The organism is Pseudomonas sp. FW300-N2F2 (assembly GCF_017351655.1).
GTDB lineage: Bacteria > Pseudomonadota > Gammaproteobacteria > Pseudomonadales > Pseudomonadaceae > Aquipseudomonas > Aquipseudomonas fluorescens_AA.
The window spans coordinates 352,458-377,043 of the sequence record NZ_JACNDQ010000001.1; the positions used below are offsets into that span (position 1 = coordinate 352,458).

The 24,586-nt window shown below is 61.6% G+C and carries 24 protein-coding genes; 15 read left to right on the forward strand and 9 right to left on the reverse strand.

Going from position 1 to position 24,586, the window contains the following annotated elements; translation table 11 throughout:
* Positions 1-6: 6 nt before the first annotated feature.
* From J4E63_RS01645 to dksA, 4 genes are all read right to left on the reverse strand, one after another.
* Positions 7-2,961 (reverse strand): sensor histidine kinase, encoded by a 2,955-nt coding sequence (locus tag J4E63_RS01645; RefSeq protein WP_207280866.1) that lies wholly within the window; start codon positions 2,959-2,961, stop codon positions 7-9.
* On the reverse strand, positions 2,945-3,121 hold the full coding sequence (locus J4E63_RS01650; protein ID WP_003176118.1) for a hypothetical protein: 177 nt from the start codon (positions 3,119-3,121) through the stop codon (positions 2,945-2,947). Before J4E63_RS01650 ends, J4E63_RS01645 begins: the two co-directional genes overlap by 17 nt.
* Before the next feature lie 77 nt (positions 3,122-3,198).
* Positions 3,199-4,080: a tRNA glutamyl-Q(34) synthetase GluQRS gene (gene gluQRS, locus J4E63_RS01655; RefSeq protein WP_207280867.1), complete on the reverse strand. Its 882-nt coding sequence runs from the start codon at positions 4,078-4,080 to the stop codon at positions 3,199-3,201.
* Positions 4,081-4,315: 235 nt separating this feature from the next.
* Positions 4,316-4,759, reverse strand: coding sequence for an RNA polymerase-binding protein DksA (gene dksA / locus J4E63_RS01660; RefSeq protein WP_003205639.1), 444 nt, complete (start codon positions 4,757-4,759; stop codon positions 4,316-4,318).
* A 338-nt stretch (positions 4,760-5,097) separates the two neighbouring features.
* Between dksA and J4E63_RS01665 the strand changes: the two genes are divergently transcribed.
* Positions 5,098-6,270: a pyridoxal phosphate-dependent aminotransferase gene (locus J4E63_RS01665; RefSeq protein ID WP_103310725.1), complete on the forward strand. Its 1,173-nt coding sequence runs from the start codon at positions 5,098-5,100 to the stop codon at positions 6,268-6,270.
* A complete protein-coding gene (gene sfsA, locus J4E63_RS01670) occupies positions 6,270-7,025 on the forward strand; it encodes a DNA/RNA nuclease SfsA (RefSeq protein WP_072411740.1) in 756 nt (251 codons plus the stop codon). The genes J4E63_RS01665 and sfsA overlap by 1 nt, the downstream gene beginning before the upstream one ends.
* Here the strand turns inward: sfsA and J4E63_RS01675 are convergent.
* Positions 6,981-7,298: a Rieske (2Fe-2S) protein gene (locus J4E63_RS01675; RefSeq protein ID WP_192263723.1), complete on the reverse strand. Its 318-nt coding sequence runs from the start codon at positions 7,296-7,298 to the stop codon at positions 6,981-6,983. The two genes, sfsA and J4E63_RS01675, sit on opposite strands and share 45 nt — an antisense overlap.
* A gap of 256 nt (positions 7,299-7,554) precedes the next feature.
* Here J4E63_RS01675 and J4E63_RS01680 point away from each other — a divergent pair, with 256 nt between their 5' ends.
* From J4E63_RS01680 to J4E63_RS01695, 4 genes are read left to right on the forward strand one after another with little or no spacing between them, the layout of a single operon-like run.
* Positions 7,555-8,433 (forward strand): hemin ABC transporter substrate-binding protein, encoded by an 879-nt coding sequence (locus tag J4E63_RS01680; RefSeq protein ID WP_207280868.1) that lies wholly within the window; start codon positions 7,555-7,557, stop codon positions 8,431-8,433.
* A 50-nt stretch (positions 8,434-8,483) separates the two neighbouring features.
* Positions 8,484-9,467, forward strand: a complete 984-nt coding sequence (locus J4E63_RS01685; RefSeq protein WP_207282434.1) for an iron ABC transporter permease — start codon at positions 8,484-8,486, stop codon at positions 9,465-9,467.
* Complete coding sequence (locus tag J4E63_RS01690; RefSeq protein WP_207280869.1) at positions 9,467-10,234, forward strand: heme ABC transporter ATP-binding protein; 768 nt, start codon at positions 9,467-9,469, stop codon at positions 10,232-10,234. Before J4E63_RS01685 ends, J4E63_RS01690 begins: the two co-directional genes overlap by 1 nt.
* Positions 10,235-10,256: 22 nt before the next feature.
* Positions 10,257-11,105, forward strand: coding sequence for a ChaN family lipoprotein (locus J4E63_RS01695; RefSeq protein ID WP_207280871.1), 849 nt, complete (start codon positions 10,257-10,259; stop codon positions 11,103-11,105).
* A gap of 222 nt (positions 11,106-11,327) precedes the next feature.
* Here J4E63_RS01695 and J4E63_RS01700 read toward each other — a convergent pair whose 3' ends face one another.
* The 3 genes from J4E63_RS01700 to J4E63_RS01710 form a co-directional block, all read right to left on the reverse strand.
* A complete protein-coding gene (locus J4E63_RS01700; protein WP_072411727.1) occupies positions 11,328-11,600 on the reverse strand; it encodes a TfoX/Sxy family protein in 273 nt (90 codons plus the stop codon).
* Positions 11,601-11,823: 223 nt separating this feature from the next.
* Positions 11,824-12,165, reverse strand: a complete 342-nt coding sequence (locus J4E63_RS01705; RefSeq protein ID WP_060740600.1) for a pentapeptide repeat-containing protein — start codon at positions 12,163-12,165, stop codon at positions 11,824-11,826.
* A 91-nt stretch (positions 12,166-12,256) separates the two neighbouring features.
* Complete coding sequence (locus J4E63_RS01710) at positions 12,257-13,813, reverse strand: bifunctional aminoglycoside phosphotransferase/ATP-binding protein (protein ID WP_207280872.1); 1,557 nt, start codon at positions 13,811-13,813, stop codon at positions 12,257-12,259.
* A gap of 119 nt (positions 13,814-13,932) precedes the next feature.
* On the opposite strand from J4E63_RS01710, the gene mrcB reads away from it, so the two are divergent.
* The 3 genes from mrcB to J4E63_RS01725 are packed head-to-tail and all read left to right on the forward strand — an operon-like array spanning position 13,933 to position 17,316.
* Positions 13,933-16,251 (forward strand): penicillin-binding protein 1B, encoded by a 2,319-nt coding sequence (gene mrcB, locus J4E63_RS01715; RefSeq protein WP_060740602.1) that lies wholly within the window; start codon positions 13,933-13,935, stop codon positions 16,249-16,251.
* A gap of 16 nt (positions 16,252-16,267) precedes the next feature.
* Complete coding sequence (locus tag J4E63_RS01720) at positions 16,268-16,987, forward strand: M48 family metallopeptidase (protein ID WP_207280873.1); 720 nt, start codon at positions 16,268-16,270, stop codon at positions 16,985-16,987.
* The gene (locus tag J4E63_RS01725) at positions 16,987-17,316 is read left to right on the forward strand and encodes a YqcC family protein (protein WP_060740604.1); all 330 of its coding nucleotides are present in this window, start codon (positions 16,987-16,989) and stop codon (positions 17,314-17,316) included. Before J4E63_RS01720 ends, J4E63_RS01725 begins: the two co-directional genes overlap by 1 nt.
* Positions 17,317-17,322: 6 nt before the next feature.
* On the opposite strand, the gene J4E63_RS01730 is transcribed toward J4E63_RS01725, so the two are convergent.
* A complete protein-coding gene (locus tag J4E63_RS01730) occupies positions 17,323-17,745 on the reverse strand; it encodes a DUF4124 domain-containing protein (RefSeq protein WP_207280874.1) in 423 nt (140 codons plus the stop codon).
* 401 nt (positions 17,746-18,146) lie between these two features.
* Between J4E63_RS01730 and J4E63_RS01735 the strand changes: the two genes are divergently transcribed.
* The 6 genes from J4E63_RS01735 to msrQ all read left to right on the forward strand — a co-directional run bounded on the left by J4E63_RS01735 (position 18,147) and on the right by msrQ (position 24,128).
* The gene (locus J4E63_RS01735; RefSeq protein ID WP_192263712.1) at positions 18,147-19,871 is read left to right on the forward strand and encodes an acetolactate synthase 3 large subunit; all 1,725 of its coding nucleotides are present in this window, start codon (positions 18,147-18,149) and stop codon (positions 19,869-19,871) included.
* Between the two features lie 2 nt (positions 19,872-19,873).
* A complete protein-coding gene (gene ilvN / locus J4E63_RS01740) occupies positions 19,874-20,365 on the forward strand; it encodes an acetolactate synthase small subunit (protein ID WP_003176102.1) in 492 nt (163 codons plus the stop codon).
* Positions 20,366-20,410: 45 nt separating this feature from the next.
* Positions 20,411-21,427, forward strand: coding sequence for a ketol-acid reductoisomerase (gene ilvC, locus J4E63_RS01745; RefSeq protein WP_003185459.1), 1,017 nt, complete (start codon positions 20,411-20,413; stop codon positions 21,425-21,427).
* 146 nt (positions 21,428-21,573) lie between these two features.
* Positions 21,574-22,419 (forward strand): CDP-diacylglycerol--serine O-phosphatidyltransferase, encoded by an 846-nt coding sequence (pssA, locus tag J4E63_RS01750; protein WP_060740606.1) that lies wholly within the window; start codon positions 21,574-21,576, stop codon positions 22,417-22,419.
* 75 nt (positions 22,420-22,494) lie between these two features.
* On the forward strand, positions 22,495-23,508 hold the full coding sequence (gene msrP, locus J4E63_RS01755; protein ID WP_207280878.1) for a protein-methionine-sulfoxide reductase catalytic subunit MsrP: 1,014 nt from the start codon (positions 22,495-22,497) through the stop codon (positions 23,506-23,508).
* Entirely contained in the window at positions 23,508-24,128 is a 621-nt protein-coding gene (gene msrQ, locus J4E63_RS01760; protein WP_207280879.1) for a protein-methionine-sulfoxide reductase heme-binding subunit MsrQ, read from the forward strand. The genes msrP and msrQ overlap by 1 nt, the downstream gene beginning before the upstream one ends.
* Positions 24,129-24,586: the final 458 nt, after the last annotated feature.

Below are 24,586 nucleotides of genomic sequence, written 5' to 3' on the forward strand. Positions count from 1 at the left end.
ACGGTCTCAGTTCACAGCGGACGTCGCTTCGACATGACGCGGCAAGGTCACCCGGATACGGGTGCCGCGCTGGCTCTGAACATCGGCCGGGCTGTCGATGGTGATTTGTCCATAATGCTCTTCAACGATGGAATAGACCAGTGCGAGGCCCAGACCGGTGCCTTCGCCAGGATCCTTGGTGGTGAAGAAGGGTTCGAACAATCGGTCCATGATGTTCTGTGGGATACCGCTGCCTTCGTCTTCGACGATCAGGTCGACCGTGTGTTCGAAGGCTTCGCTCTTGACCCGCACCGCGCTGCCGGCCGGTGAGGCGTCCCGCGCGTTGGAGAGCAGGTTGATCAACACCTGGGCGAGCCGCTGGGGGTCGCCATCGACCCAATGGTCCGGGTCGCACAGGTTGAAGAATTGCACCTCGAAATTGCGCCGGTTGAGGGCCAGCAGACCAATGGCATCCTGGGCCACTTCGGCCAGGCAGACGGGTTCGTCATTGTGCTGGTGGCCGCCGGCATGGGCGAAGCTCATCAGCGACTGGACGATGCGCGACACGCGCTTGGTCTGTTCGAGGATCTGGCCGCTGATCTCCGTCAACTCACCATCGTCCTCGCGCTCTTCGCGCAGGTTCTGCGCCAGGCAGGCGATGCCGGTGATCGGGTTGCCGATTTCGTGGGCCACCCCGGCGGCCAGCCGGCCAATGCTTGCCAGTCGTTCGGAGTGGACCAGCTTGTCTTCGAGCATCTGGGTGTCGGTCAGGTCTTCCACCAGCAGCACCAGGCCGCTGTTGCCCGGTGCCAACGGCTCGTCGATCGCCGCCTTGTGCAGGTTCAGCCAGCGGGTCTGGCCGTCGAGGGCCAGATGCTGTTTGTGCAGGTGCTCGTCAGGCAGGTCGATGAAGCCTTGCAGCAAGCCTTTCCATGGTTCGCCCAGGGTGCTCAGGCGTGAACCGACCACGCGCTGGGCGGCGATTCCGGTCAGTTCTTCCATGGCCTTGTTCCACATCAGGATTTCCTGGTCCTTGGCCAGGGAACACACGCCCATCGGCAGTTCCTGCAGGGTCTGGCGGTGGTAGCGGCGCAAGGCGTCCAGTTCGGCGGCCAGGCCGGTGAGGCGCGAGTGGTAATCCTCGAGGCGGCTTTCGATGAAGTGGATGTCTTCAGTGACATAGTTCTCGCCGCCGGCCTTGTAGGGCAGGAACGTCTCGACCATGTCCTGGGCCACGCTGGGACCCATCAGGCCGGACAGGTTGGCCTCGATTCGGTCCCGCAGGCGACGCAAGGCATACGGGCGGCGTTCATCGAAGGGCAGGTAAAGGTCGCGCAGGGCCTGTTCGACTTCCTTTTGCGCGGCTTTGGCGCCCAGGGGCTTGGCCAGTTGGGTGGCGAACTCCTGGGGCGAGGCGGCGTGGAGTTCACGGCGCTGCGGACGACGAACATTGTCTACCGCACAGGCTTCGGCGGCGCTGGCCTCTTCGCTGCTGGCGTTGGTGAACAGCGAGATCAGGGTGAACATCAGCACGTTCGCTGCCAGGGACGCGATGGCCGCCATATGCCAACTGGTGTCGTCGAGCACGTAGATCATGTTCAGCAGCGGAATATAGAAACCCTGCAAGTTACCCATCAGCGGCAGCAGCATCGCCACCAGCCACACCAGGATCCCCGCCAGCAGGCCGGCGATGAAGCCGCGGCGGTTGGCGGTCGGCCAATACAGCACCGACAGCACGCCGGGCAGGAACTGCAAGGTGGCGACGAAGGCGACGATGCCCAGGTTGGCCAGGTCCTGCCCGTCGCCCAGCATCAGGTAGAAACCGTAGCCGGCCATGATGATTGCGACGATCAGCGCCCGTCGGGTCCATTTCAGCCAGCGGTAGATGTTGCCTTCGGCCGGTGGCTGGTAGAGCGGCAGCACCAGGTGGTTGAGGGCCATCCCCGACAAGGCCAGCGTGGTGACGATGATCAGGCCGCTGGCCGCCGACAGGCCGCCGACGTAGGCCAGCAACGCCAGGGGCTTGCTGTTGGCGGCGATGCCGATGCCCAGGGTGAAATATTCCGGGTTGGTGCTGGCGCCCAGCTTCAAGCCGGCCCAGAGGATCAGCGGCACCGCCAGGCTCATCAGCAGCAGGAACAGCGGCAGGCCCCAACTGGCGCTCACCAGCGAGCGCGGGTTGAGGTTTTCGGTAAAGGTCATGTGGTACATGTGCGGCATCACGATGGCCGAGGCGAAGAACACCAGCAACAGCGTGCGCCACGGGCCTTCCTGCAAGGGTGTGTGCAAGGCGGCGAGGGCGGTCTGGTTCTGCAGCAGCCACACTTCCAGCTGTTGCGGGCCGTCGAACACGCCGTACAGGGCATAGAGACCGACGCCGCCGATGGCGATCAGCTTGATCACCGACTCGAAGGCGATCGCGAACACCAGGCCTTCGTGTTTCTCCCGCGTGGCGATGTGCCGGGAACCGAAGAAAATCGTGAACAGGATGATCAGCACGCAGAAGCTCAACGCCACCCGGTGCTGCACCGGTTCGCGGGTCAGGATGCTGATGGAATCGGCCACGGCCTGTATTTGCAGGGCCAGCAACGGTAGCACCCCGACCAGCATGAAGATCGTGGTCAGGGCGCCGGCCCAGGTGCTGCGAAAGCGAAAGGCGAACAGGTCGGCCAGGGAGGACAGTTGGTAGGTGCGGGTGATTTTCAGGATCGGGTAGAGCAACACTGGCGCCAGCAGGAACGCGCCCGATACACCGAGGTAACTGGAGAGGAAACCATAGCCGTACTGATAGGCCAGCCCGACCGTGCCGTAGAACGCCCACGCACTGGCATAGACACCCAGCGACAGGGTGTAGGTCAGCGGGTGGCGGATGATCGCCCGGGGAATCATGCCCCGTTCGCTGATCCAGGCCACGCCGAACAGCACTGCCAGGTAGGCGGCACTGATCAGGATCATCTGGGTCAGGCTAAAGCTCATCGGCATCTTTTTGGCTCTGCAGGATGAAGGTCACGACAATCAGGATCAGCCAGAGCAGATACGGCCGATACCAGGCACCCGTGGCATCGATCCACCAATCCATGATGGCCGGGGAGAACAAGTAAATCCCCACTACCAGGAGCAGGACCAAGCGATAGATATACATCCCGGCCTCTCTAATTTATGCGCGTGCCCGAAAACGTGCGGCGATGGTAACGGATGGGCGCCAAGCTGCAAGGGCCGTCAACGTATTTGCGCTTCGGGCAGGCTCAGTGTGCGCGGGATCTTGCCAGCGTCCCAGTGGCGAATGCCCCAGGCCAGCAGTTCCCGTGGGCTGGCGTCGTCCAGTTCGAGGCCCGGTTGCTGGCCCAGCGCGCGCAACGCCCGTAGCAGCAGCGGCGTGGCCTGGTCGGCCGCCAGTGGCGGTGAACGGTAGGATTTGCCGAGCTTGTGCCCGTCGGGCTGGGTGATCAACGGCACGTGCAGGTAACGCGGTTGTGGCAACCCGAGCAGTTCTTGCAGGTAGAGCTGGCGCGGCGTGGAGTCCAGCAGGTCGGCGCCGCGCACGATATCGGTCACCCCTTGCCAGGCGTCGTCCAGGACCACGGCCAATTGATAGGCATGGAGTCCGTCGCGGCGGCGGATCACGAAATCACCGACTTCACGGCCCAGGTGCTGGCGGTATTCGCCCTGGACCCGGTCGGTGAAGTGGTACTCGAGCTCGGGGACGCGCAGGCGGATGGCGGCGTCTTCGGTGCCGTGTCCGGCATTGCGGCACAGGCCCGGATAAATGCCCCGGTACGCCTCCAGTTGCTTGCGCGAACAGGTGCAGGCATAGGCCAGGCCTTGGCTGAACAGCCGGTTGATGACTTGGTCGTAGGCGTCATGGCGCTCGCTCTGGCGAACCATTTCGCCGTCCCATTCAAACCCGTAGCTTTCCAGCGCCTTGAGAATCGCCGCTTGCGCGCCCGGTTCTTCCCGGGGCGGGTCGAGGTCTTCCATGCGCAGCAACCAGCGCCCGTCCACGGCCCGGGCATCCAGGTACGATGCCAATGCGGCGACCAGCGAGCCGAAATGCAGGTGGCCGCTGGGGGTGGGGGCGAAGCGTCCGATGTAGGCAGTCATAGGGTGAATGTTACTGGGTCCGGGCGGTGGGCATGCAATCTCGACAACAAAGCATATCCCCTTGTGGGAGCGAGCTTGCTCGCGATAGCGGCCTGTCAGCCACATCACTGCTGGCTGATCCACTGCTATCGCGAGCAAGCTCGCTCCCACAGGGCGGGGCATCGAAGCGTGGAGAAAATATCGGAAACAAAAAACGGAGCGTATGAACGCTCCGTTTCGATAACAGCCCCGGCGATTACTTGCCGACCTGTTTTTCCTTGATTTCCGCCAGGGTCTTGCAGTCGATGCACAGGTCGGCGGTCGGTCGGGCTTCCAGGCGACGAATACCGATCTCGATGCCGCAGGACTCGCACCAACCGTATTCTTCGTCTTCGATCAGTTGCAGGGTCTTGTCGATTTTCTTGATGAGCTTGCGCTCACGGTCACGGGCGCGCAGTTCGAGGCTGAACTCTTCTTCCTGACTGGCACGGTCGGCCGGGTCGGGGAAGTTGGCCGCTTCGTCTTTCATGTGATCCACGGTGCGGTCGACTTCCTGCATCAAGTCCTGTTTCCACTTGTTCAGGATCTTGGTGAAGTGCGCGCGCATGGGGGCGCCCATATACTCTTCGCCAGCTTGCGGGACGTAAGGCTCAAACCCGCTGAGCGACTGATTTTGATTTTGCTTTGCTTGGGTGGGCATGAATGGACCGCCTCTACTCTTGTAATCCACTACGCAGGATTGCTCCATCACCGACACCTGCCGGCCCTGCGGCTGCAAGCGGGCGAACTTACCAGATCAAATCGGGCCGCGCTACTCCCGGTTGTCGAGCCTGCGGCGGCCGGGGTCTGTAAAACGTGGCCGGGTTCGCTTCGGTGGGGATCTAAACCTGCTCAATGCTTGATTCTAGTCAAGCCTGGGCCAATCGCGGGAGTCATTTCCTGCAATTCGAGGGCTCAGACCGCTTTGGCCTCGCGCGTGTTCCCGCAGTTGTTCCCGAGTTGGGTAGAATCGGTTCTTTTTCCCCTGAAGGAAGGCCAATGGCTCAGCCCTACAGTGCGCGCAGCCGCGCCATCGAACCTTTCCATGTGATGGCGCTGTTGGCTCGCGCCAACGAACTGCAAGCCGCCGGGCATGACGTCATTCACCTGGAGATCGGCGAGCCGGACTTCACCACCGCCGAACCGATCATCCAGGCCGGCCAGGCCGCGCTGGCGGCGGGCAAGACCCGTTACACCGCGGCCCGTGGCATTCCCGAGCTGCGCGAAGCCATCTCGGGTTTCTATGGCCAGCGCTACGGGGTGGACATCGATCCTCGACGCATCATGATCACGCCGGGCGGCTCCGGCGCGTTGCTGCTGACCAGCGCCTTGCTGGTGGACCCGGGCAAGCATTGGCTGTTGGCCGACCCCGGCTATCCGTGCAACCGTCATTTCCTGCGCCTGGTGGAAGGCGCGGCACAACTGGTGCCCGTGGGGCCGGATGTGCGCTATCAATTGACGCCGGACCTGGTGGACCGTCATTGGGACCAGGACAGCGTCGGTGCGTTGGTGGCCTCGCCAGCCAACCCGACCGGGACGATTCTCACCCGGGACGAGCTGGCAGGGTTGTCCAAGGCCATCAAGGGCCACAACGGCCATCTGGTGGTGGACGAGATCTATCACGGCCTGACCTATGGCACCGACGCTGCCAGTGTGCTGGAAGTCGACGACGACGCCTTTGTCCTTAATAGTTTTTCCAAGTATTTCGGCATGACCGGCTGGCGGCTGGGCTGGTTGGTGGCTCCTTCGGCGGCCATCGGCGAGCTGGAAAAACTTGCGCAGAACCTCTACATCAGTGCGCCGAGCATGGCCCAGTACGCCGCCTTGGCCTGTTTCGAGCCCGCCACCATCGAAATCTTCGAGCAGCGGCGGGCCGAGTTCGCGCTGCGCCGCGACTTTCTGCTGCCGGCCTTGCGTGAACTGGGCTTCGGTATCGCGGTGGAGCCGCAAGGGGCGTTTTACCTCTATGCCGATATCAGCACCTTCGGTGGCGATGCCTTTGCGTTCTGCCAGCATTTCCTGGAAACCGAACACGTGGCCTTCACCCCGGGCCTGGATTTCGGTCGTCATCAGGCCAGCCACCATGTGCGGTTCGCCTATACACAGAGCTTGCCGCGGCTACAGGAAGCGGTGGCGCGAATTGAACGTGGACTGCGGAGCTGGCAAGGCTGATGCGTTTTTCCCCTGCGTTGGAAGAAGGTCGTCTGATTCGACGTTACAAGCGTTTTCTCGCTGATATCGAGACCGTTCACGGCGAACTCCTCACTATTCACTGCCCCAACACCGGCTCGATGCTTAACTGCATGGCTGAAGGCGCGCGCGTCTGGTTCAGTCGCTCCAGCGACCCCAAGCGCAAGTTGCCCGGCACCTGGGAAATCGGCGAAACCCCTCAAGGGCGGCTGGCCTGCATCAATACCGCGAGGGCCAACGCCTTGGTCGAAGAAGCCTTGCGCGCCGGGGTCATCAGTGAACTGAACGGGTTCACCGGGCTCAAGCGTGAAGTGGCTTATGGCGTGGAAAACAGCCGCATCGATTTTCGCCTGGACTACGCCCAAGGCTCGGCCTGGGTCGAAGTCAAAAGTGTCACGTTGGGTTTCGATGGCACCCAGGTGGCGGCGTTTCCCGATGCGGTCACGCTGCGCGGAGCCAAGCATCTGAGGGAGCTCGCCTGCCTGGCCCGGGAAGGTGTGCGGGCGGTGCAGCTGTATTGCGTGAACCTGAGTGGCATCGAGGCCGTGCGCCCGGCACACGAGATCGACCCGGTATACGCCGCAGCCCTGCGTGATGCGGTGGCGGCGGGGGTGGAAGTGTTGGCCTACGGAGTGACGTTGACGCCCGAGCAGATGTGGGTGGACCGTGCGTTGCCAGTGTTGCTCGAACCGCTACCGTTCGACCCAGATGCCTTGCTCGTCCTCCCGGCTGTCTAGCGCGGCCAGGAACTGACCGGCGCAGGGGCCGGCCACGCATTCACCGCTCTCGATCAGGAACAGCGCGCCGTGAGTGGCGCACTGGATCAGGCTGGCGCTGGGGTCGAGGAACTGGTCGGGTTGCCATTCCAGCGGCACGCCCCGGTGCGGGCAGCGGTTGAGATAGGCATACACCTGGCCGGCGCGTCGCACGGCCAGCACCTTGCGCCCATCGAGGTCGAAACCGCGACTGCCGTTGTCGGGCAGTTCGGCGGCGGTACAAAGAAACTTCATGTGTGTCTCTATATGTCTGTCGGAGTGAGCGTCAGTGGGAGCGAGCTTGCTCGCGATAGCGGTCGATCAGCCAACATTAAGGTGACTGGTACACCGCTATCGCGAGCAAGCTCGCTCCCACATGGCTGCATGTAGCAAAAGATCCACGCTTGACGGTCAAATGAAAACAATTATCAAATGGCGCCTCCTTCGCAGGTGGTTGAGGATACTTGGCCCGGCCCGGTCCTGCGAAAAACTTCTTTGAGGAAGCTGCCCGATGCGCCTGAACATCCGCGTTGTTGCGCTCTGTGTCGCACTGTTGGTCAACCAGGGGGCCAGCGCGGCTGAATCGCCGCAGCGTTGGGTCAGCGCCGGCGGCGCCTTGTCGGAGTGGGTCAGCGCGCTGGGGGGTGAGTCGAAACTGGTGGGCGTGGACACCACCAGCCAGCATCCTGAATCCTTGCGGGCCCTGCCCAGCATTGGCTATCAGCGACAACTGTCCGCAGAGGGCGTATTGAGCCTGCGTCCGCAGATCCTGGTGGGTACCGAGGAAATGGGGCCGCCACCTGTGCTGGCGCAAATCCGCAGCGCCGGCGTAAAGGTCGAATTGTTCTCGGCCACGCCAGACCTGCCGACCCTGCAGGGCAACTTGCAGCACCTGGGGCAATTGTTGGGCGCGCAGGCCGAGGCGACACGGTTGTTCGACCATTATCAGGAACAGCTCACCCAGCAGTATGCCCGGGTGACCGAGGCCCAGCGCAAGCAAAAGGCTCCCGGCGTATTGCTGTTGGTCGGCAGTTCCGGTGGCAAGCCGCTGGTCGCTGGCAAGGGCACGGCTGCCGATTGGCTGTTGCAGCAGGCCGGTGGTCACAACCTGGCGACCCACAGCGGTTACAAGTCTTTTTCTGTGGAAACCCTGGCCGGCCTGAATCCTGAAGTGCTGGTCTTCGCCGACCGTGCCTTGAGTGGTGAAGAAGCCCGTGCGGCGCTGTTCAGGGAAAATCCGATTCTTTCCTCGACCCGGGCCGCCAGGGACGGGCGCATCATGGAGCTTGACCCGACGCTGTTGGTGGGCGGATTGGGCCCGCGGTTGCCGCAAAGCCTGGTGAAACTGACGGCAGGCTTTTATCCGGCTGAGCCGGCCGCGGCGCCATGACTTCGTTGGTCAAGCCACGCCCTTTATTTATCGGCTTGGGCCTGCTGTGTTTGCTGGCGACCTGGCTGTCCCTGGCCCTGGGGCCGGTGAGCCTGCCGCTGCTGGACACCTTGCGCGCCGCTTTGCGCCTGTTGGGCCTGCCGGTGGCCGCCGATGGCCTGGAGCAGGCGGAACTGATCCTCGGTCAGATCCGTTTGCCGCGCACCCTGCTGGGCTTGGCGGTGGGCGGGGTGTTGGCGTTGTCCGGCGTGGCGATGCAGGGGCTGTTCCGTAACCCGCTGGCAGACCCGGGGTTGGTGGGTGTGTCCAGCGGTGCGGCGTTGGGCGCAGCCGTCGCCATTGTCGGTGGCTCGGCGCTGGGTGGGTTGCCCGAAGCCTTCGGCCCTTACGTGTTGTCGTTGTGTGCGTTCCTTGGCGGGCTCGGCGTTACGGCGCTGGTCTATCGTCTCGGTCGCCGCAATGGCCAGACCCATGTCGCGACCATGCTCCTGGCCGGCATCGCCCTGACCGCGCTGTCCGGTTCCGCCGTCGGCCTGTTCACCTACCTGGCGGACGATGCGACCCTGCGCACCCTGACGTTCTGGAACCTGGGCAGTCTCAACGGCGCCAGTTACTCGAGGTTGTGGCCGCTGTTGCTGGTCAGCGCCGGCGTGGCGCTCTGGTTGCCACGTCGGGCCCGGGAGCTCAATGCGCTGTTGCTGGGCGAGTCGGAGGCAGCCCATTTGGGCGTCAACGTCGAAGCCCTCAAGCGTGAGCTGGTGTTTTGTACGGCCCTGGGGGTTGGCGCGGCGGTGGCGGCGGCGGGCATGATCGGTTTCGTCGGGCTGGTGGTGCCGCATCTGGTGCGCCTGGTGGCCGGCCCCGACCACCGTGTGTTGCTGCCCGCTTCAGTGCTGGCGGGGGCAAGCCTGTTGTTGTTCGCCGACCTGGTGGCACGCTTGGCGCTGGCCCCTGCGGAATTGCCGATCGGCATCGTCACGGCCTTCATCGGCGCGCCGTTCTTCCTCTATCTATTGGTACGAGGGCGCGCCTGATGTTGCGAGCACAGGACCTGCACATTCAGCGTGGCCGCAAAACCGTGCTGGCGGACATCAATCTGCTGCTCAACCCCGGCGAAGTGCTCGGCGTGCTCGGGCCCAACGGTGCGGGCAAAAGTACCTTGCTGGCGGGCCTGTGTGGCCAATTGCGGCCGAGCCGGGGGCAGGTCTGGCTCGAAGACCGTCCACTGGCCCAATGGCAGGGTGCCGAGCGCGCCCGTCGCCTGGCGGTCTTGCCGCAGTCCTCGACCCTGGATTTTGCCTTTCGCGTCGAGGAAGTCGTCGGCATGGGGCGCCTGCCGCATCAGAGTGGTCGGCTGCGCGACGAGCAAATCGTCGCCGCGGCGCTGCAAGCGGCAGACGCCGCGCATCTGCACGGCCGCAGTTACCTGGCGTTGTCCGGCGGCGAACGCCAGCGGGTGCATCTGGCGCGGGTGTTGGCGCAGTTGTGGCCGGGTGAAGCGGGGCAGACCCTGTTACTGGATGAGCCAACCTCGATGCTCGATCCGCTGCATCAGCACACCATTCTCCAGGCGGTGCGTGAATTCGCCGGTCGCGGCGCCGCCGTGCTGGTTATCCTGCATGACCTGAACCTGGCGGCGCGTTACTGTGATCGCCTGTTGCTGCTCGCGTCCGGTCGGCCGGTGGCCCTGGACACGCCCCGGCACGTACTGCGCCCGGAACCGCTCAAGGCGGTGTTTGGCCTGGATGTGCTGGTGCAAGACCATCCGGAGCGCGGGCATCCATTGATCATTGCCCGCTGAGGGCGCCCTGGGGGATACGGACGTGCGCCTGCTCCTGATTCTGGCATTGAGTGTACTGACGGCGTGCCAGAGCATCGCCCCGCCCCCGCTCGACGGACGGATCCGTGATTTGCACAACGGCCAGGCCGTGACGCCCCAGACACTGGTCGAACGCCTGGCAAAGGCGCCTCGGGTGGTGGTGGGGGAGCGGCACGACAATCCTGACCACCACGCGCTGCAGCTATGGCTGCTCCAGGCCTTGGCCAGCCAGCGGGCCCAGGGCAGCCTGTTGCTGGAAATGCTCACCCCCTCCCAACAGCCACGCGTTGATTCGGTCCGCCAACTGCCCGCCTTGCCCAAGGAGTTGCCCGACGCGTTGGCCTGGTCCCCCGGCTGGGATTGGAGCCTGTATGGGCCCGTTGTCGAGTTTGCCCTGGCGCAACGCTATCCGTTGCTGGCCGCCAATCTGGACGCCGCCGAGATCCAGCGTTTCTATCGGCAAGCGCCCAGCTTGATGGGCGCTCGCGCCAATGCCGCCACGGTGAAGGACGCGTTGTTGGGACAGATCCGTGAATCTCACTGTGGTTTGCTGCCGGAATCGCAAATGCCGCCGATGCTGGCCGTGCAGCAACAGCGTGACCGGCGCATGGCCGAACGCCTGCTGCAAGCGCCGACACCGGCATTGTTGTTCGCAGGCGCCTGGCATGGGCGAAAAGATGTCGGCGTGCCGCTGCACGCGTTGGACCTTGGCGCCAGCGAGGCACCGATCGTCCTGATGTTGGCCGAGGAGGGCAGTGACGTGACGTCGGCCATGGCGGACTACGTGTGGTACACCCCGGCCATGCCGCCCCAGGATTATTGTGCGCAGATGCGTGAGCACGTCGGTAAGTGATATCGCAGGCAAAAAAAGACCCGGCAAGAGCCGGGTCAAATAACCGTGATTAGCCTGATGAGGAGATATCTGAGAGTCCGAACCAAGGGCTGTTCAAATATCGACCAGTCTCGCGACTGGATGTGGTAATCATAGCGATTCTCATTACCATGTCAAACATTGTTTTTGCGATTCGTCGAAATAACCTCGCGGCCAGGGTTCGCACTGGAAACGAAAGGGGTATCAGACTTTGTGACGCGTCGAAATGGCGTCCAGTTGTTTATTCAGGGCTTCCTTGCGTTCAGCGGGAATGTCGTTCCAATGCACATCCATCAACGCCCCCTCGATGGCGTACAGCAACACTTTGGACGCCCGGAAGCCGCGCGTGCGCACGGCGCGATAGGCGTCCACCGCCCCGAGCCGGCGTAGATCAGAAGCGCTGTGGATACCCACGGCGTGCAGCCACTGGGCCGATGTCTTGCCCAGATTCTTCAGGTGTTGCAGTTCATCATTCATCGAGCCTCCTTGCGACGGCCGACTGGTGCGGTGGGCAAGCTTCTGAGCAGTGTAGCGGTCAGTAGGAAAAGCGTGATTCTTTGGTGGGATTAGATGCAAAAGCTTCTAATGCATTACGCACGATGAGGAGGGAAAAGACTGCATTCTCCAGCGCAAGCGGGGGCGCTGGAGGTCTGTTCGGTCGTGGCAGGTCCGCGCGTTGGCCGGCGCGGTTCAGGCACTGTCAGCGGGTGCGGTAGCGCAGCCGGGTGCCGAAGTTCATCGACATCAAGATTTCATCCGCAGACAGTTCGGGCGGAAAGTAGGCGCCGGATATTTGCGCATGGGCCAGGCTCGCGCCTTCCAGTGACGACTTGCGAAAATCGATGCCGCGCAAATCGGCGGAGCGGAAGTAGGCGTCGCTGAAGTCAACGTCGTCCGCGTTCAGTTCCCGCAGATCAAGGCCTCGAAAATCGCCGCCGCGCATGTCGACCGGACCTTGTGGGCGTTCGCTGTTGAACCCGGCGATATCATCTTTGCGCAGCAAGGCATAAAGCGGGGTACCGAGAAGTTTGGGAAGGCTCATTTCATATCACCTGATGGTTTTATGACGCCAGTATAGTGCCACTATTTGGCGGCCGTGAAGCCGGACATCGCTTCACGGCCGAAATAGTGATCTACAGGCCTGGCAGGCGCTGGCGGATCTGCGCGACCACGATGTCGAGCGTACCGCTTTCGTTGGTTTGGACCCGCTTGCTGCAGAGAATTTCCGCCGGGGTCAGGGCTTCACGGCTGGACTGTTGTGCGGCGATGACTGCCAGGTTCGCATCGGAGGGGTCTTGTTGGTCGGCCTGGCGCTGTGCCAGCCGGCTTTCGATGACCGCTTGCGGCGCGTCGCAGTCGAGGATCAGGAACGGAGCGCCAGTGGCCTCGGCGACTTTTGCCGCGGCGTCGCGCTGATCGTGTTTGAGGTAGGTGGCATCGATCACTACAGGGAATCCGGCGCGCAGGATCGCCGCGGCGACTTCATGCAGGCGGGCGTAGGTGGCGCTGCTGGCGTCGCTGCTATAGATGCCGGCTTGTGGATCGTTGGGGACCTGTTGCTGGCCGAACAGGCGCTTGCGCTCCACGTCCGAACGCAGGCGAATGGCGCCCAGTGCCTCTACCAGGCGCATCGCGACATGGCTTTTGCCAACGGCCGAAACACCGTGGGTGATGGCCAGGAAAGGCGAAGGAATGGTGCTGTAGCTTTCGGCCAGGTTGGCGTAGTTGCGGTATTGGCGCAGGGTGGTGGCGCGCTGCACCGGATCGGCTTCGGCCGGCATGCTGAACAGCGCGACTTTTGCCCGGACGAGGGCGCGGTAGGCTTTATAGAAGTTCAGCAACTCCAGGCCCTGGTAGTCGCCGGTCAGTTCCAGGTACTGGCTGACGAAACGCCGCGCCAGGGACTTGAGACCACGGTCCTCCAGGTCCATCGCCAGGAAGCCGGTGTCGGCGTAGACGTCGGTGAAACGGAACGGTTCGTTGAATTCGATGCAGTCGAAAATCACCACCTTGCCGTCGATCACGGTGGCGTTGCCCAGGTGGATATCACCGTGGCATTCACGGATGAAGCCCTCGGCCTTGCGCTGGGTGAGCAGCGGCTTGAGGCGTTCGAAACTGCTTTCGGCCCAGGCTTGCAACGCTTCGAGTTGCAACAGGTCGGCCTTGTCGTTGAGGAATGGACGGATCTGTTCGAAGTTCTGCAGCACCGGTGCCATCACGCTTTGCGGAGTCCCGGCGTCGTTTTCGGCGGGCACCTTGGGCGTGGAGAGGTGGAACTGGGCGATCTGGGCGGCCATCTCGTCGATGTGCGCGGTGGTCAGTTCGCCGTTGGCTTGCAACGTGCTGAGCAATTGGCTCTGTGGGAACTGACGCATCTTCAGGGCGTATTCGATGGCCGGGCCGTCGCCACCCAGTTGTGGCGCTTCGACGCTACCGGTAATCGGCAGGACGTCCAGGTACAGGTCTTGGGTCAGGCGCTGGTTCAGGCGCAACTCTTCGCCGCAGAAATGCTGGCGCGCCTCGAGGCTGGTGAAATCGAGGAAACCGAAGTTGACCGGCTTTTTGAATTTGTAGGCGTATGGCCCGGTGAGCAATACCCAGGAAATGTGGGTTTCGATGACCTGGAACGCTTCGACGGGATGCGGGTAGAGGGCCGGGTTTTGCAAGGCGGCGATCAGGGATTGGCTCACGGGCGGTCCTTCAGAGTCTGGGAAAATTCAAGGCCGTCATTATGGCGGCAAGCCGCGCTAACGCAAACCGCGTGGCGGGCTCATGTTGAACCGCAGCAAAGTGCGTATAATCCGCCGCCATGACTCGTACCCGATCCCCCCGTACCCCCAAGAAACCACCCGCCAGTCGCCTGCGGCCCTGGCTGGGCTGGGCCCTTAAACTCAGCCTGGTGGGCCTCGTCGTGCTCGCCGGTTTTGCGGTCTATCTCGATGCCGTGGTCCAGGAGAAATTCTCCGGCAAGCGCTGGACCATCCCGGCCAAGGTCTATGCCCGGCCGTTGGAGCTGTTCGTCGGACAAAAGCTGAGCAAGGACGACTTCCTGACCGAACTCGATGCCTTGGGTTATCGCCGTGAAAGCGTGGCCAATGGTCCGGGTGCGGCCTCGGTCAATGGCAATACCATCGACCTCAACACCCGTGGTTTCCAGTTCTATGAAGGCATGGAACAGGCGCAACCGGTGCGGGTGCGTTTTTCCGGTGACTATGTGGCAGCGCTGACCGGCGCCAACAACGCGAGCCTGTCGGTGGTGCGCCTTGAGCCGCTGCTCATTGGTGGCCTGTACCCCAAGAACCTCGAAGACCGGATCCTGATCAAGATCGACCAGGTACCGCCGTTCCTGCTCGACACGCTGATCGCCGTCGAAGACCGCGACTTCTACCATCACTTCGGCGTCTCGCCCAAGTCGATCGCCCGGGCCATCTGGGTCAACACGTCCTCGGGGCATATGCGCCAGGGCGGCAGTACCCTGACCCAGCAGTTGGTCAAGAACTTCTACCTGACCAACGAGCGCAGCCTGACTCGCAAGCTCACCGAAGCCATGATGGCGCTGTTGCTGGAGCTGCACTACGACAAGCAGGAGATTCTGGAGGCGTACCTCAACGAGGTCTTCGTCGGCCAGGACGGCCAGCGGGCGGTGCACGGTTTCGGCCTTGCCAGCCAGTTCTTCTTCAGCCAGCCGCTGTCCGAGCTCAAGCTGCATCAGGTGGCGTTGCTGGTGGGCATGGTCAAGGGACCGTCCTCCTACAACCCGCGGCGTAATCCGGAACGTGCCCTCGAGCGGCGCAACCTGGTGCTCGACCTGCTGCAACAACAAGGTGTGGCGACGGCCGAGCAAGTTGAAGCCGCGAAAAAGATGCCATTGGGCGTGACCAAGCGTGGCAGCCTGGCGGACAGTTCGTTCCCCGGCTTCATGGACCTGGTCAAGCGTCAGCTACGGGAAGACTACCGCGACGAAGACTTGACCGAAGAAGGCCTGCGCATCTTCACCAGTTTCGATCCGATCCTGCAGATGAAGGCCGAAGCCTCGGTCGAGGACACCTTCAAACGGCTGGGCGGACGCAAGGGTGCCGACGAAGTCGAAGCGGCCATGGTGGTGACCAACCCGGAAACCGGCGAAGTCCAAGCCATGATCGGCAGCCGCCAGGCCAGTTTCGCCGGCTTCAACCGGGCCCTGGATGCGGTGCGTCCGATTGGCTCGCTGATCAAGCCGGCGGTGTACCTCACCGCCCTGGAAAAGCCGAGCCAGTACACGCTGACCAGTTGGCTGTCGGACGAGACGTTCTCGGTCAAGGGCGCGGATGGCCAGGTCTGGAAACCGCAGAACTATGATCGTCGTTCCCACGGCACGGTGTTCCTCTATCAGGGGTTGGCGCATTCCTACAACCTGTCGACGGCTCGCCTCGGGCTGGAAGTCGGCGTGCCGAACGTACTCAAGACCCTGGCGCGGCTGGGGGTGAGTCGCGAGTTCCCGGCCTTCCCATCGATGTTGCTGGGGGCGGGTGGGCTGACGCCGATAGAAGTGGCGGCGATGTACCAGACGCTGGCCAACGGCGGTTTCAATACGCCGATGCGCGGGATCCGCAGCGTGCTGACCGCCGATGGCGAGCCGCTCAAGCGTTATCCGTTCCAGATCCAGCAGCGCTTCGATCCGGCCTCCATTTATCTGATCCAGAGCGCGATGCAGCGGGTCATGCGTGAAGGCACCGGCAGTTCGGTTTATAACGTGCTGCCCCGGACCCTGACCCTGGCGGGCAAGACCGGGACCAGTAACGACTCGCGCGACAGCTGGTTCGCCGGTTTCAGCCAGGACTTGTTGGCGGTGGTCTGGCTCGGACGTGATGACAACGGCAAGACTCCGTTCACCGGCGCCACTGGCGCGTTGCAGGTCTGGACCAGTTTCATGCGCAAGGCCGACCCCTTGCCGCTGGACATGCCGCAACCGGACAACATCGTCCAGGCCTGGGTCGATTCGCGTACTGGCCAAGGCTCCGACGCCAATTGCCCGGGTGCCGTACAGATGCCGTATATTCGCGGCAGCGAACCGCCACCCGGTGCAGCCTGTGGCGGCACGAATCCCGCCGAATCGGTGATGGATTGGGTCAAGGACTGGATGAATTAAGCAAAGAGGGTTTCAAGTGAACAAGTGGTTGATTCCAGCGGTAACGGCCGTGGCTTTGCTCAGTGGTTGCTCTACCGTACAACGCGGTTCGATTCCGGTCGTTGACTCCGGCACGGCTGTGTCCAACAGCGAGCGGGTTTCGGCCAACGGCGGTTTCCGTCAAACGACAGTGAAGCGGCCGGCACAGGGCCAGGTCCAGGCCATCCCGCAGGGCGACACCGGTGTCGTCGTGATGGTGCCCGGCGGTGGTGCGACAACCTCGGCGCCGATCAGCAGCACGCCGATCACGCCGGGCCCGATCACGCCAGGGCCTATCGAAACTTCGCCGGTCGATCAGGGCAGCTACAGCATGCCTTCGACGCCGAGCAGCGTCCCGTCGGCAAGTTCCGGCGGTTTGTCCGCCGATGAACAACTGGACGGCCCAGTGCTGGCCCTGCTGACCACGGCACAACAGCAACAGGCTGGCGGTGACCTCAACGGTGCGTCCTCCAGCCTGGAGCGTGCCCAGCGTGTAGCGCCGCGCGAACCGCAGGTGCTTTATCGCCTGGCCCAGGTGCGCATGGCCCAGGGCGATGCGCCGCAAGCCGAACAACTGGCTCGCCGTGGCCTGACATTCTCCAATGGTCGCCCGGCACTTCAGGCCAGCCTGTGGGAATTGATCGCCCAGGCCCGTGAGAAACAAGGCGACTCCGCTGGCGCGGCGTTGGCCCGTCAGAAGGCCAAGGTTTCGCTCTGATGGATACGCGTTTTCCCCAAATCGCCGATCAGTTGCTGCTGATCGAGCGGGAGTTGCGGGTCCAGGGCTGGTGGAGCGAGGTATCGCCTTCGGCCGAGGCGCTGGCCAGTGTAGAGCCGTTCGCGGTCGATACCCTGGATTTCGAGCAGTGGCTGCAATGGATTTTCCTGCCCAGGATGAAAGCCATCCTGGAAAACGACCTGCCGCTGCCCAACGCCTCGGGCATCCTGGCCATGGCCGAGATGGTCTATGCCCAGCGACCCGGGCAGGGCGTGGGATTGCAGCGGCTGTTGGCGCAGTTCGACCAGATGATCAGCAACGTCGGCTGACCGACGTTACTGGCAGTGCTCATCGATCTGCTTGCGGGTTTCCTCGATGCGCTGGCGCCGCTCTTCGTCATTGAGGCGGCGCATTTCCCCTTCTACGTCCTCACGTACCCGCGGGTTGTTCTGCAACTGCGCCAGGTTGGTCCTGGCCTGCTCGCAAAATGCCTTGAGCTGGGCTTCCTGCTCGGCCACCTGTTTCTTGACCTCTTTATCGATCGCCTTCTGGTCGCCAATGACGCCGCCGGAAGGCGGCGCGGGCGGTTTGGCGACGGATGGCGAGGACTTGATCACGGTGGTGGCCTCTGCGTCCTGGGGCGGCTGGGATCCGAAGTGGGTGACACCTTGGGCATCCACCCATTTGTAGACCTGGGCGGCCATGCATATCGGGCTCAGGCCAACCAGCAGGCTGGCCGTCAAGAAGATCATTCGCATGCTGTTTCCTTGTCTTGGGTTGCGCAATTGAAGCTAACACAGTTGCCGTTTAAGGGTTTTTTCTTGCGTTCTCATGCGCTTACTTCGAATAAAGCACATAGACGACTTGACTTGAAGGAGGCGAAACAGAAGAATCCAAAGTCCGCTGTAGAGGGACTGCCAGAAGCAGACCCACTCGGCAGATCATGAGGCGCACATCCGCGCCGACCTGTTACACCCGCAACGCGTTACCTCGCGCTGGGTGGGAAAGGCCCGCAACACTTGGGACGATCCCAATACTTGCTCAGTCAGTGCTGACGTAGTCGGCGACCACCGTCGCTCATGCTCTGCCGAGAAGTAAACCTATTAAGACCCGTCCCCTTTTCGTGGGTCGGTATTCTGGCGTTTTAGAGGTGAACAACGTGGAGCTTTTATCTGGCGGTGAGATGCTCGTCCGCTTTTTGCGTGACGAAGGCGTCAAATATATCTACGGGTACCCCGGTGGTGCTCTTCTTCATGTCTACGATGCCCTGTTCAAAGAACCGGAAGTGACCCACATCCTGGTTCGTCACGAGCAGGCGGCCACCCATATGGCTGATGGTTATGCCCGTGCTACCGGCAAGGCCGGCGTGGTCCTGGTGACTTCCGGTCCTGGCGCCACGAACGCCATCACCGGTATCGCCACCGCGTACATGGACTCCATCCCGATGGTGATCATCTCCGGCCAGGTGCCCAGCACCATGGTGGGCACCGATGCGTTCCAGGAAACCGACATGATCGGTATCTCCCGGCCGATCGTGAAGCACAGCTTCATGATCAAGCACGCGTCGGAAATCCCGGAAGTCATGAAGAAGGCTTTCTACCTGGCTGAATCCGGTCGTCCGGGCCCGGTCGTGGTCGATGTCCCGAAAGACATGACCAACCCGGCCGAGAAGTTCGAATACATCTTCCCGAAAAAAGCCAAGCTGCGTTCCTACAGCCCGGCGGTCCGTGGTCACTCCGGGCAGATCCGCAAGGCAGCCGAAATGCTGCTGGCGGCCAAGCGCCCTGTGTTGTACTCCGGGGGTGGCGTTATCCTCGGCGGTGGCTCCGCGCCGCTGACCGAACTGGCAAAAATGCTCAACCTGCCGGTCACCAATACGCTGATGGGCCTGGGTGCGTTCCCAGGCACCGACCGTCAGTTCATCGGCATGCTCGGCATGCACGGCAGCTACACCGCCAACCTGGCGATGCACCACGCCGATGTGATCCTGGCGGTCGGCGCGCGTTTCGATGACCGTGTGATCAACGGCCCGGCGAAGTTCTGCCCGAACGCCAAGATCATCCATATCGACATCGACCCGGCGTCCATCTCCAAGACCATCAAGGCAGACGTGCCGATCGTCGGTCCTGTCGAGAGCGTGCTGACCGAAATGGTCGCCATTCTCAAGGAAATCGGCGAGGTTCCGAACAAGGAGTCCGTGGCCAGTTGGTGGAAGCAGGTCGATGAATGGCGCGGCGATCGCGGCCTGTTCCCTTATGACAAGGGCGACGGCAGTGTGATCAAGCCGCAGACCGTGATCGAAACCCTGTGCGAAGTGACCAAGGGCGATGCCTTTGTGACCTCCGACGTGGGTCAGCACCAGATGTTCGCTGCGCAGTACTACAAGTTCGACAAACCCAACCGCTGGATCAACTCCGGTGGCCTGGGCACCATGGGCTTCGGTTTCCCGGCGGCCATGGGTATCAAGTTGAGCTTTCCGCAAGCCGATGTCGCCTGCGTTACCGGCGAAGGCAGCATCCAGATGAACATCCAGGAACTGTCCACCTGCCTGCAATACGGTTTGCCGGTGAAGATCGTGATCCTGAACAACGGTGTGTTGGGGATGGTTCGCCAGTGGCAGGACATGAGCTACGGCAGCCGTCACTCGCACTCCTACATGGAATCGCTGCCTGATTTCGTCAAGCTGGCGGAGGCCTACGGTCACGTTGGCGTGCGCATCACCGAATCGAAGGATTTGAAGTCGAAGATGGAGGAAGCGTTCGCCATGAAGGATCGCCTGGTGGTGATCGATATTGCGGTCGACACCAGCGAGCACGTCTACCCGATGCAGATCAAAGACGGCTCCATGCGCGATATGTGGCTGAGCAAGACGGAGCGTACCTAATCATGCGACACATTATTTCCTTGCTTCTGGAAAACGAACCGGGTGCGCTGTCTCGTGTTGTAGGCCTGTTCTCGCAGCGCAACTACAACATTGAAAGCCTGACCGTGGCGCCAACCGAAGACCCGACCCTGTCGCGTCTGACGCTGACTACCGTGGGGCACGATGAAGTCATCGAGCAGATCACCAAGAACCTGAACAAGCTGATCGAGGTGGTCAAGCTGGTGGACCTGTCGGAGAGCGCTCACATCGAGCGTGAACTGATGCTGGTCAAGGTCAAGGCCACCGGCGCCCAGCGCGCCGAGATCAAACGTACTACCGATATTTATCGTGGGCAGATCGTCGATGTCAGCGCCAGCGTCTATACCGTTCAGTTGACCGGTACCAGCGACAAGCTCGACAGCTTCATTCAATCGATCGGTACTGCCTCGATTCTGGAAACCGTACGCAGTGGCGTCACCGGGATTGCCCGTGGCGACAAAGTACTGAGCATCTAAACCAAATTAGCGAATGGCCTGAATGGCCGGATATAGGGGAAATTCATGAAAGTTTTCTACGATAAAGACTGCGACCTGTCGATCATCCAGGGCAAGAAAGTCGCCATCATCGGTTACGGTTCCCAAGGTCACGCCCAGGCGTGCAACCTGAAAGACTCCGGCGTTGACGTGACTGTCGGCCTGCGTAAAGGCTCGGCCACCGTTGCCAAGGCCGAGGCCCACGGCCTGAAAGTGACCGACGTGGCTTCTGCCGTTGCCGCAGCCGACCTGGTCATGATCCTGACTCCGGACGAGTTCCAATCGGCGCTGTACAAGAACGAAATCGAGCCGAACATCAAGAAAGGCGCCACCCTGGCCTTCTCCCACGGCTTCGCGATCCACTACAACCAGGTTGTGCCACGTGCCGACCTCGACGTGATCATGATCGCGCCGAAAGCCCCAGGCCACACCGTGCGTTCCGAGTTCGTGAAGGGCGGCGGTATCCCTGACCTGATCGCTATCTACCAGGATGCGTCCGGCAACGCCAAGAACGTGGCCCTGTCCTACGCTGCTGGCGTGGGTGGCGGTCGTACCGGCATCATCGAAACCACTTTCAAGGACGAGACCGAAACCGACCTGTTCGGCGAGCAAGCCGTTCTGTGTGGCGGTACCGTCGAGCTGGTCAAGGCCGGTTTCGAAACCCTGGTTGAAGCCGGCTACGCGCCAGAAATGGCCTACTTCGAGTGCCTGCACGAACTGAAGCTGATCGTTGACCTCATGTACGAAGGCGGTATCGCCAACATGAACTACTCGATCTCCAACAACGCCGAATACGGCGAGTACGTGACCGGTCCGGAAGTCATCAACGCCGAGTCCCGCCAGGCCATGCGCAACGCCCTGAAACGTATTCAGGACGGCGAATACGCCAAGATGTTCATCAGCGAAGGCGCCACCGGCTATCCTTCGATGACCGCCAAGCGTCGCAACAACGCCGCCCACGGTATCGAAATCATCGGCGAGCAGCTGCGCTCGATGATGCCGTGGATCGGTGCCAACAAGATCGTCGACAAAGCCAAGAACTAAGTCGCGAACTTGAGTCGAAAAACGCGGCCTTGGCCGCGTTTTTTCGTTTGGGCGATGGCTTCTGGTATAAAGCTGCATCGTTTGCGGCCGAACCGTCGTCCCAGACACCTGTCGAATTTTTTTCACACCGTTGCAAGGTATTGCCCATGAGCGAACGTCCCGACGAGCCAAACCAGGCTCCTGACGCCGAAAGCCTGTTGCCCATCGATGAGCATGTCGAAGAAGGCCATGACGCTGAAGGCCGTAAGGTCCGGCATCGTGGCATCTATCTGCTGCCGAATCTGTTCACCACCGCGAACCTGTTCGCCGGTTTCTATTCCATCATCAGCTCCATGAGTGCCCAGGCTGCCTTGAGCGCCGGTGATAGCGCAGGAGCGAGCCGTTACTTCGCCTCCGCCGCCATTGCCATCTTCGTCGCCATGGTGCTCGATGGCCTGGACGGGCGCGTCGCCCGCATGACCAATACCCAGAGCGCGTTCGGCGCCGAGTACGATTCACTGTCCGACATGGTCGCTTTTGGCGTGGCTCCCGCCTTGCTGGCGTTCGGTTGGGCGCTGGGGGACATGGGCAAGGTCGGCTGGATGGTTGCCTTCATCTATGTGGCGGGTGCGGCGTTGCGCCTGGCTCGTTTCAACACCCAGGTCGGCAAGGCTGACAAACGTTACTTCATCGGCCTGGCCAGTCCGGCCGCGGCGGGTGTGGTGGCCGGTGTGGTCTGGGCATTCAGCGACTACGGCATCCAGGGTTCGAAAATGTCGTTCCTGGTAGCGCTGCTGGTTGCCGCGGCCGGGATGCTGATGGTCAGCAACATCAAGTACAACAGCTTCAAGGAGCTGGATCTGAAGGGGCGTGTGCCATTCGTGGCGATTCTGGCTGTGGTGCTGGTCTTCGCGGTGGTGTTCAGTGATCCGCCGCGTATCCTGCTGCTGGTATTCCTCGCCTATGCCGCTTCCGGCCCGGTGCAATACTTGTTGCGTCTTCGCCGACGCTAAACGTTGCCTTAATGTAATTTCCCCCATACTCCGCAGTCTATTGGTGCATCTGCCCTCCAATACTGCGGAGTTGTCATGCTGATCAAGATCCCCAAGTCGTCCGACTGCCGTGAATCGGACGTCACGCCCGAATCCCTCTATCTATCCCGTCGTCAGATGCTCGGTGCAACCATGGCGGGCCTTGCCGTGAGCAGCTTGCCGCGATGGGCCAGTGCTGCCGACGCGGCGCGTTATGCCGAGGTCGAGCCGGGGAAGGCGCCGTCCTGGTTTGCCGAGAAATTGCCCTCCGTCCAGTGGGGGGCGGTCACGGTCAAGAACGAGCCCATCACACCGTTCAAGGACGCGACCCATTACAACAACTTCTATGAGTTCGGGACCGACAAAGGGGACCCGGCAGCCAATGCCGGCTCCTTGAAGACCGAACCCTGGAGCGTGGTAGTGGACGGGGAGGTGGGTAAGCCGGGGCGCTATGGGTTGGAAGACTTCATGAAGCCTTATCAACTGGAAGAGCGGATTTATCGACTGCGTTGTGTCGAGGCCTGGTCGATGGTCATTCCGTGGATCGGTTTTCCCATCTCGGCATTGCTCAAGCAGGTCGAGCCGACCTCCAAGGCCAAGTACATCCGCTTCGAAACCTTGCAGGACCCCAAGGTCATGCCGGGGCAGCGTTCCGGTTTCGCCTTGATCGACTGGCCGTATGTGGAAGGCTTGCGATTGGACGAGGCGATGAACCCGTTGGCCATCCTCGCGGTTGGGATGTACGGGCGGGAGTTGCCGAATCAGAACGGCGCGCCGCTGCGCTTGGTAGTTCCGTGGAAGTACGGTTTCAAAAGTGTGAAGTCCATCGTGCGCATCAGCCTGGTGAGCGAGCAGCCAAAGACCACCTGGCAAAGCATTGCGTCTGACGAGTACGGCTTTTATGCCAACGTCAATCCAACGGTCGATCATCCGCGCTGGACCCAGGCACGTGAACGTCGTTTGCCGAGCGGGCTGTTCAGTCCCAATGTACGGGATACGCTGATGTTCAACGGCTATCAGGATGAGGTCGCTTCTTTATATGCAGGGATGGACCTGAGGAAGGACTACTGATGCGTTTTCCAGTCTGGCGAATGAGCGTCTTCATCGCCGCGGCAGTCTGGCCGTTGCTGTGGCTTTACGAGGCCTTGATGAATGCGTTGGGCCCCGACCCGGGCAAGGTGCTGGTGGATCGGCTCGGGTTGGGGACGCTGATTTTGCTGTTGATCACCTTGAGCATGACGCCGTTGCAAAAAATGACGGGGTGGGCGGGGTGGATTGCGGTCAGGCGCCAGTTGGGGTTGTGGTGCTTTGCTTATGTGGTGCTGCATTTAAGCGGGTATGCGGCGTTCATACTGGGATTCGACTGGTCGCAGTTGGGCGTCGAGTTGAGCAAGCGGCCTTACATTATTGTTGGGGCGCTTGGGTTTCTCGGCTTGCTGGCGCTGGCTGTCACATCCAATCGCTACAGCCAGCGGCGACTTGGTGTGCGCTGGAAGAAATTGCATCGCCTGGTGTATCTGATTCTGGGGCTTGGGCTGCTGCATATGCTGTGGATCGTGCGGGCAGATTTGAAGGAGTGGTCGATATACGCCTTTATCGGGGCTGTACTGTTGATGCTGAGAGTCCCGCCGGTTATGCGTCGAATCCCGCGTTTGCTGGGTAAGAAAGTCCCTTCTGCAACAAAAGCGTAATTAAGGGTTGACGGCAGATTCTGGACGTCTATAATTCGCCCCACTTCCGGCGCAGTCGAAACGGAAAACTCCTTGAGATTCAACGAGTTAAGTAGGTTTCGAAGGTGCGGGGCTTCAGTTCATCGAAGTCCGGAAGGAGCAGGTAGAGTGGTGTTGTTTGACTCTATATGCGGTTCGATCTTCTCGGTCGAAAGCGGTGAAAAAGAGGTGTTGACAGCAGCGAGTAACGCTGTAGAATTCGCCTCCCGCTAACGAGAGATCGGAAGCGCAAGTGGTTGAAGTTGAAAAGGAAACTTTGAAAACTTCTTAAAATAACCGCTTGACAGATACACGAGGCGCTGTAGAATGCGCGCCTCGGTTGAGACGAAAGACTCAGCCAGCCGCTCTTTAACAACTGAATCAAGCAATTCGTGTGGGTGCTTGTGGAGTCAGACTGCTAGTCAACAGATTATCAGCAT

Bases quoted from the DNA above. Each gene is read 5' to 3' on its own strand.
- pssA (WP_060740606.1), top strand. From the start codon at position 21,574: ATGAGCGAACGTCCCGACGAGCCAAACCAGGCTCCTGACGCCGAAAGC.
- msrQ (WP_207280879.1), top strand. From the start codon at position 23,508: ATGCGTTTTCCAGTCTGGCGAATGAGCGTCTTCATCGCCGCGGCAGTC.
- sfsA (WP_072411740.1), top strand. From the start codon at position 6,270: ATGCGTTTTTCCCCTGCGTTGGAAGAAGGTCGTCTGATTCGACGTTAC.
- J4E63_RS01725 (WP_060740604.1), top strand. From the start codon at position 16,987: ATGGATACGCGTTTTCCCCAAATCGCCGATCAGTTGCTGCTGATCGAG.
- dksA (WP_003205639.1), bottom strand. From the start codon at position 4,759: ATGCCCACCCAAGCAAAGCAAAATCAAAATCAGTCGCTCAGCGGGTTT.
- J4E63_RS01730 (WP_207280874.1), bottom strand. From the start codon at position 17,745: ATGCGAATGATCTTCTTGACGGCCAGCCTGCTGGTTGGCCTGAGCCCG.
- J4E63_RS01705 (WP_060740600.1), bottom strand. From the start codon at position 12,165: ATGAGCCTTCCCAAACTTCTCGGTACCCCGCTTTATGCCTTGCTGCGC.
- J4E63_RS01675 (WP_192263723.1), bottom strand. From the start codon at position 7,298: ATGAAGTTTCTTTGTACCGCCGCCGAACTGCCCGACAACGGCAGTCGC.
- J4E63_RS01690 (WP_207280869.1), top strand. From the start codon at position 9,467: ATGTTGCGAGCACAGGACCTGCACATTCAGCGTGGCCGCAAAACCGTG.
- J4E63_RS01665 (WP_103310725.1), top strand. From the start codon at position 5,098: ATGGCTCAGCCCTACAGTGCGCGCAGCCGCGCCATCGAACCTTTCCAT.
- ilvC (WP_003185459.1), top strand. From the start codon at position 20,411: ATGAAAGTTTTCTACGATAAAGACTGCGACCTGTCGATCATCCAGGGC.
- J4E63_RS01680 (WP_207280868.1), top strand. From the start codon at position 7,555: ATGCGCCTGAACATCCGCGTTGTTGCGCTCTGTGTCGCACTGTTGGTC.
- msrP (WP_207280878.1), top strand. From the start codon at position 22,495: ATGCTGATCAAGATCCCCAAGTCGTCCGACTGCCGTGAATCGGACGTC.
- J4E63_RS01650 (WP_003176118.1), bottom strand. From the start codon at position 3,121: ATGTATATCTATCGCTTGGTCCTGCTCCTGGTAGTGGGGATTTACTTG.
- gluQRS (WP_207280867.1), bottom strand. From the start codon at position 4,080: ATGACTGCCTACATCGGACGCTTCGCCCCCACCCCCAGCGGCCACCTG.
- mrcB (WP_060740602.1), top strand. From the start codon at position 13,933: ATGACTCGTACCCGATCCCCCCGTACCCCCAAGAAACCACCCGCCAGT.
- J4E63_RS01645 (WP_207280866.1), bottom strand. From the start codon at position 2,961: ATGCCGATGAGCTTTAGCCTGACCCAGATGATCCTGATCAGTGCCGCC.
- ilvN (WP_003176102.1), top strand. From the start codon at position 19,874: ATGCGACACATTATTTCCTTGCTTCTGGAAAACGAACCGGGTGCGCTG.
- J4E63_RS01700 (WP_072411727.1), bottom strand. From the start codon at position 11,600: ATGAATGATGAACTGCAACACCTGAAGAATCTGGGCAAGACATCGGCC.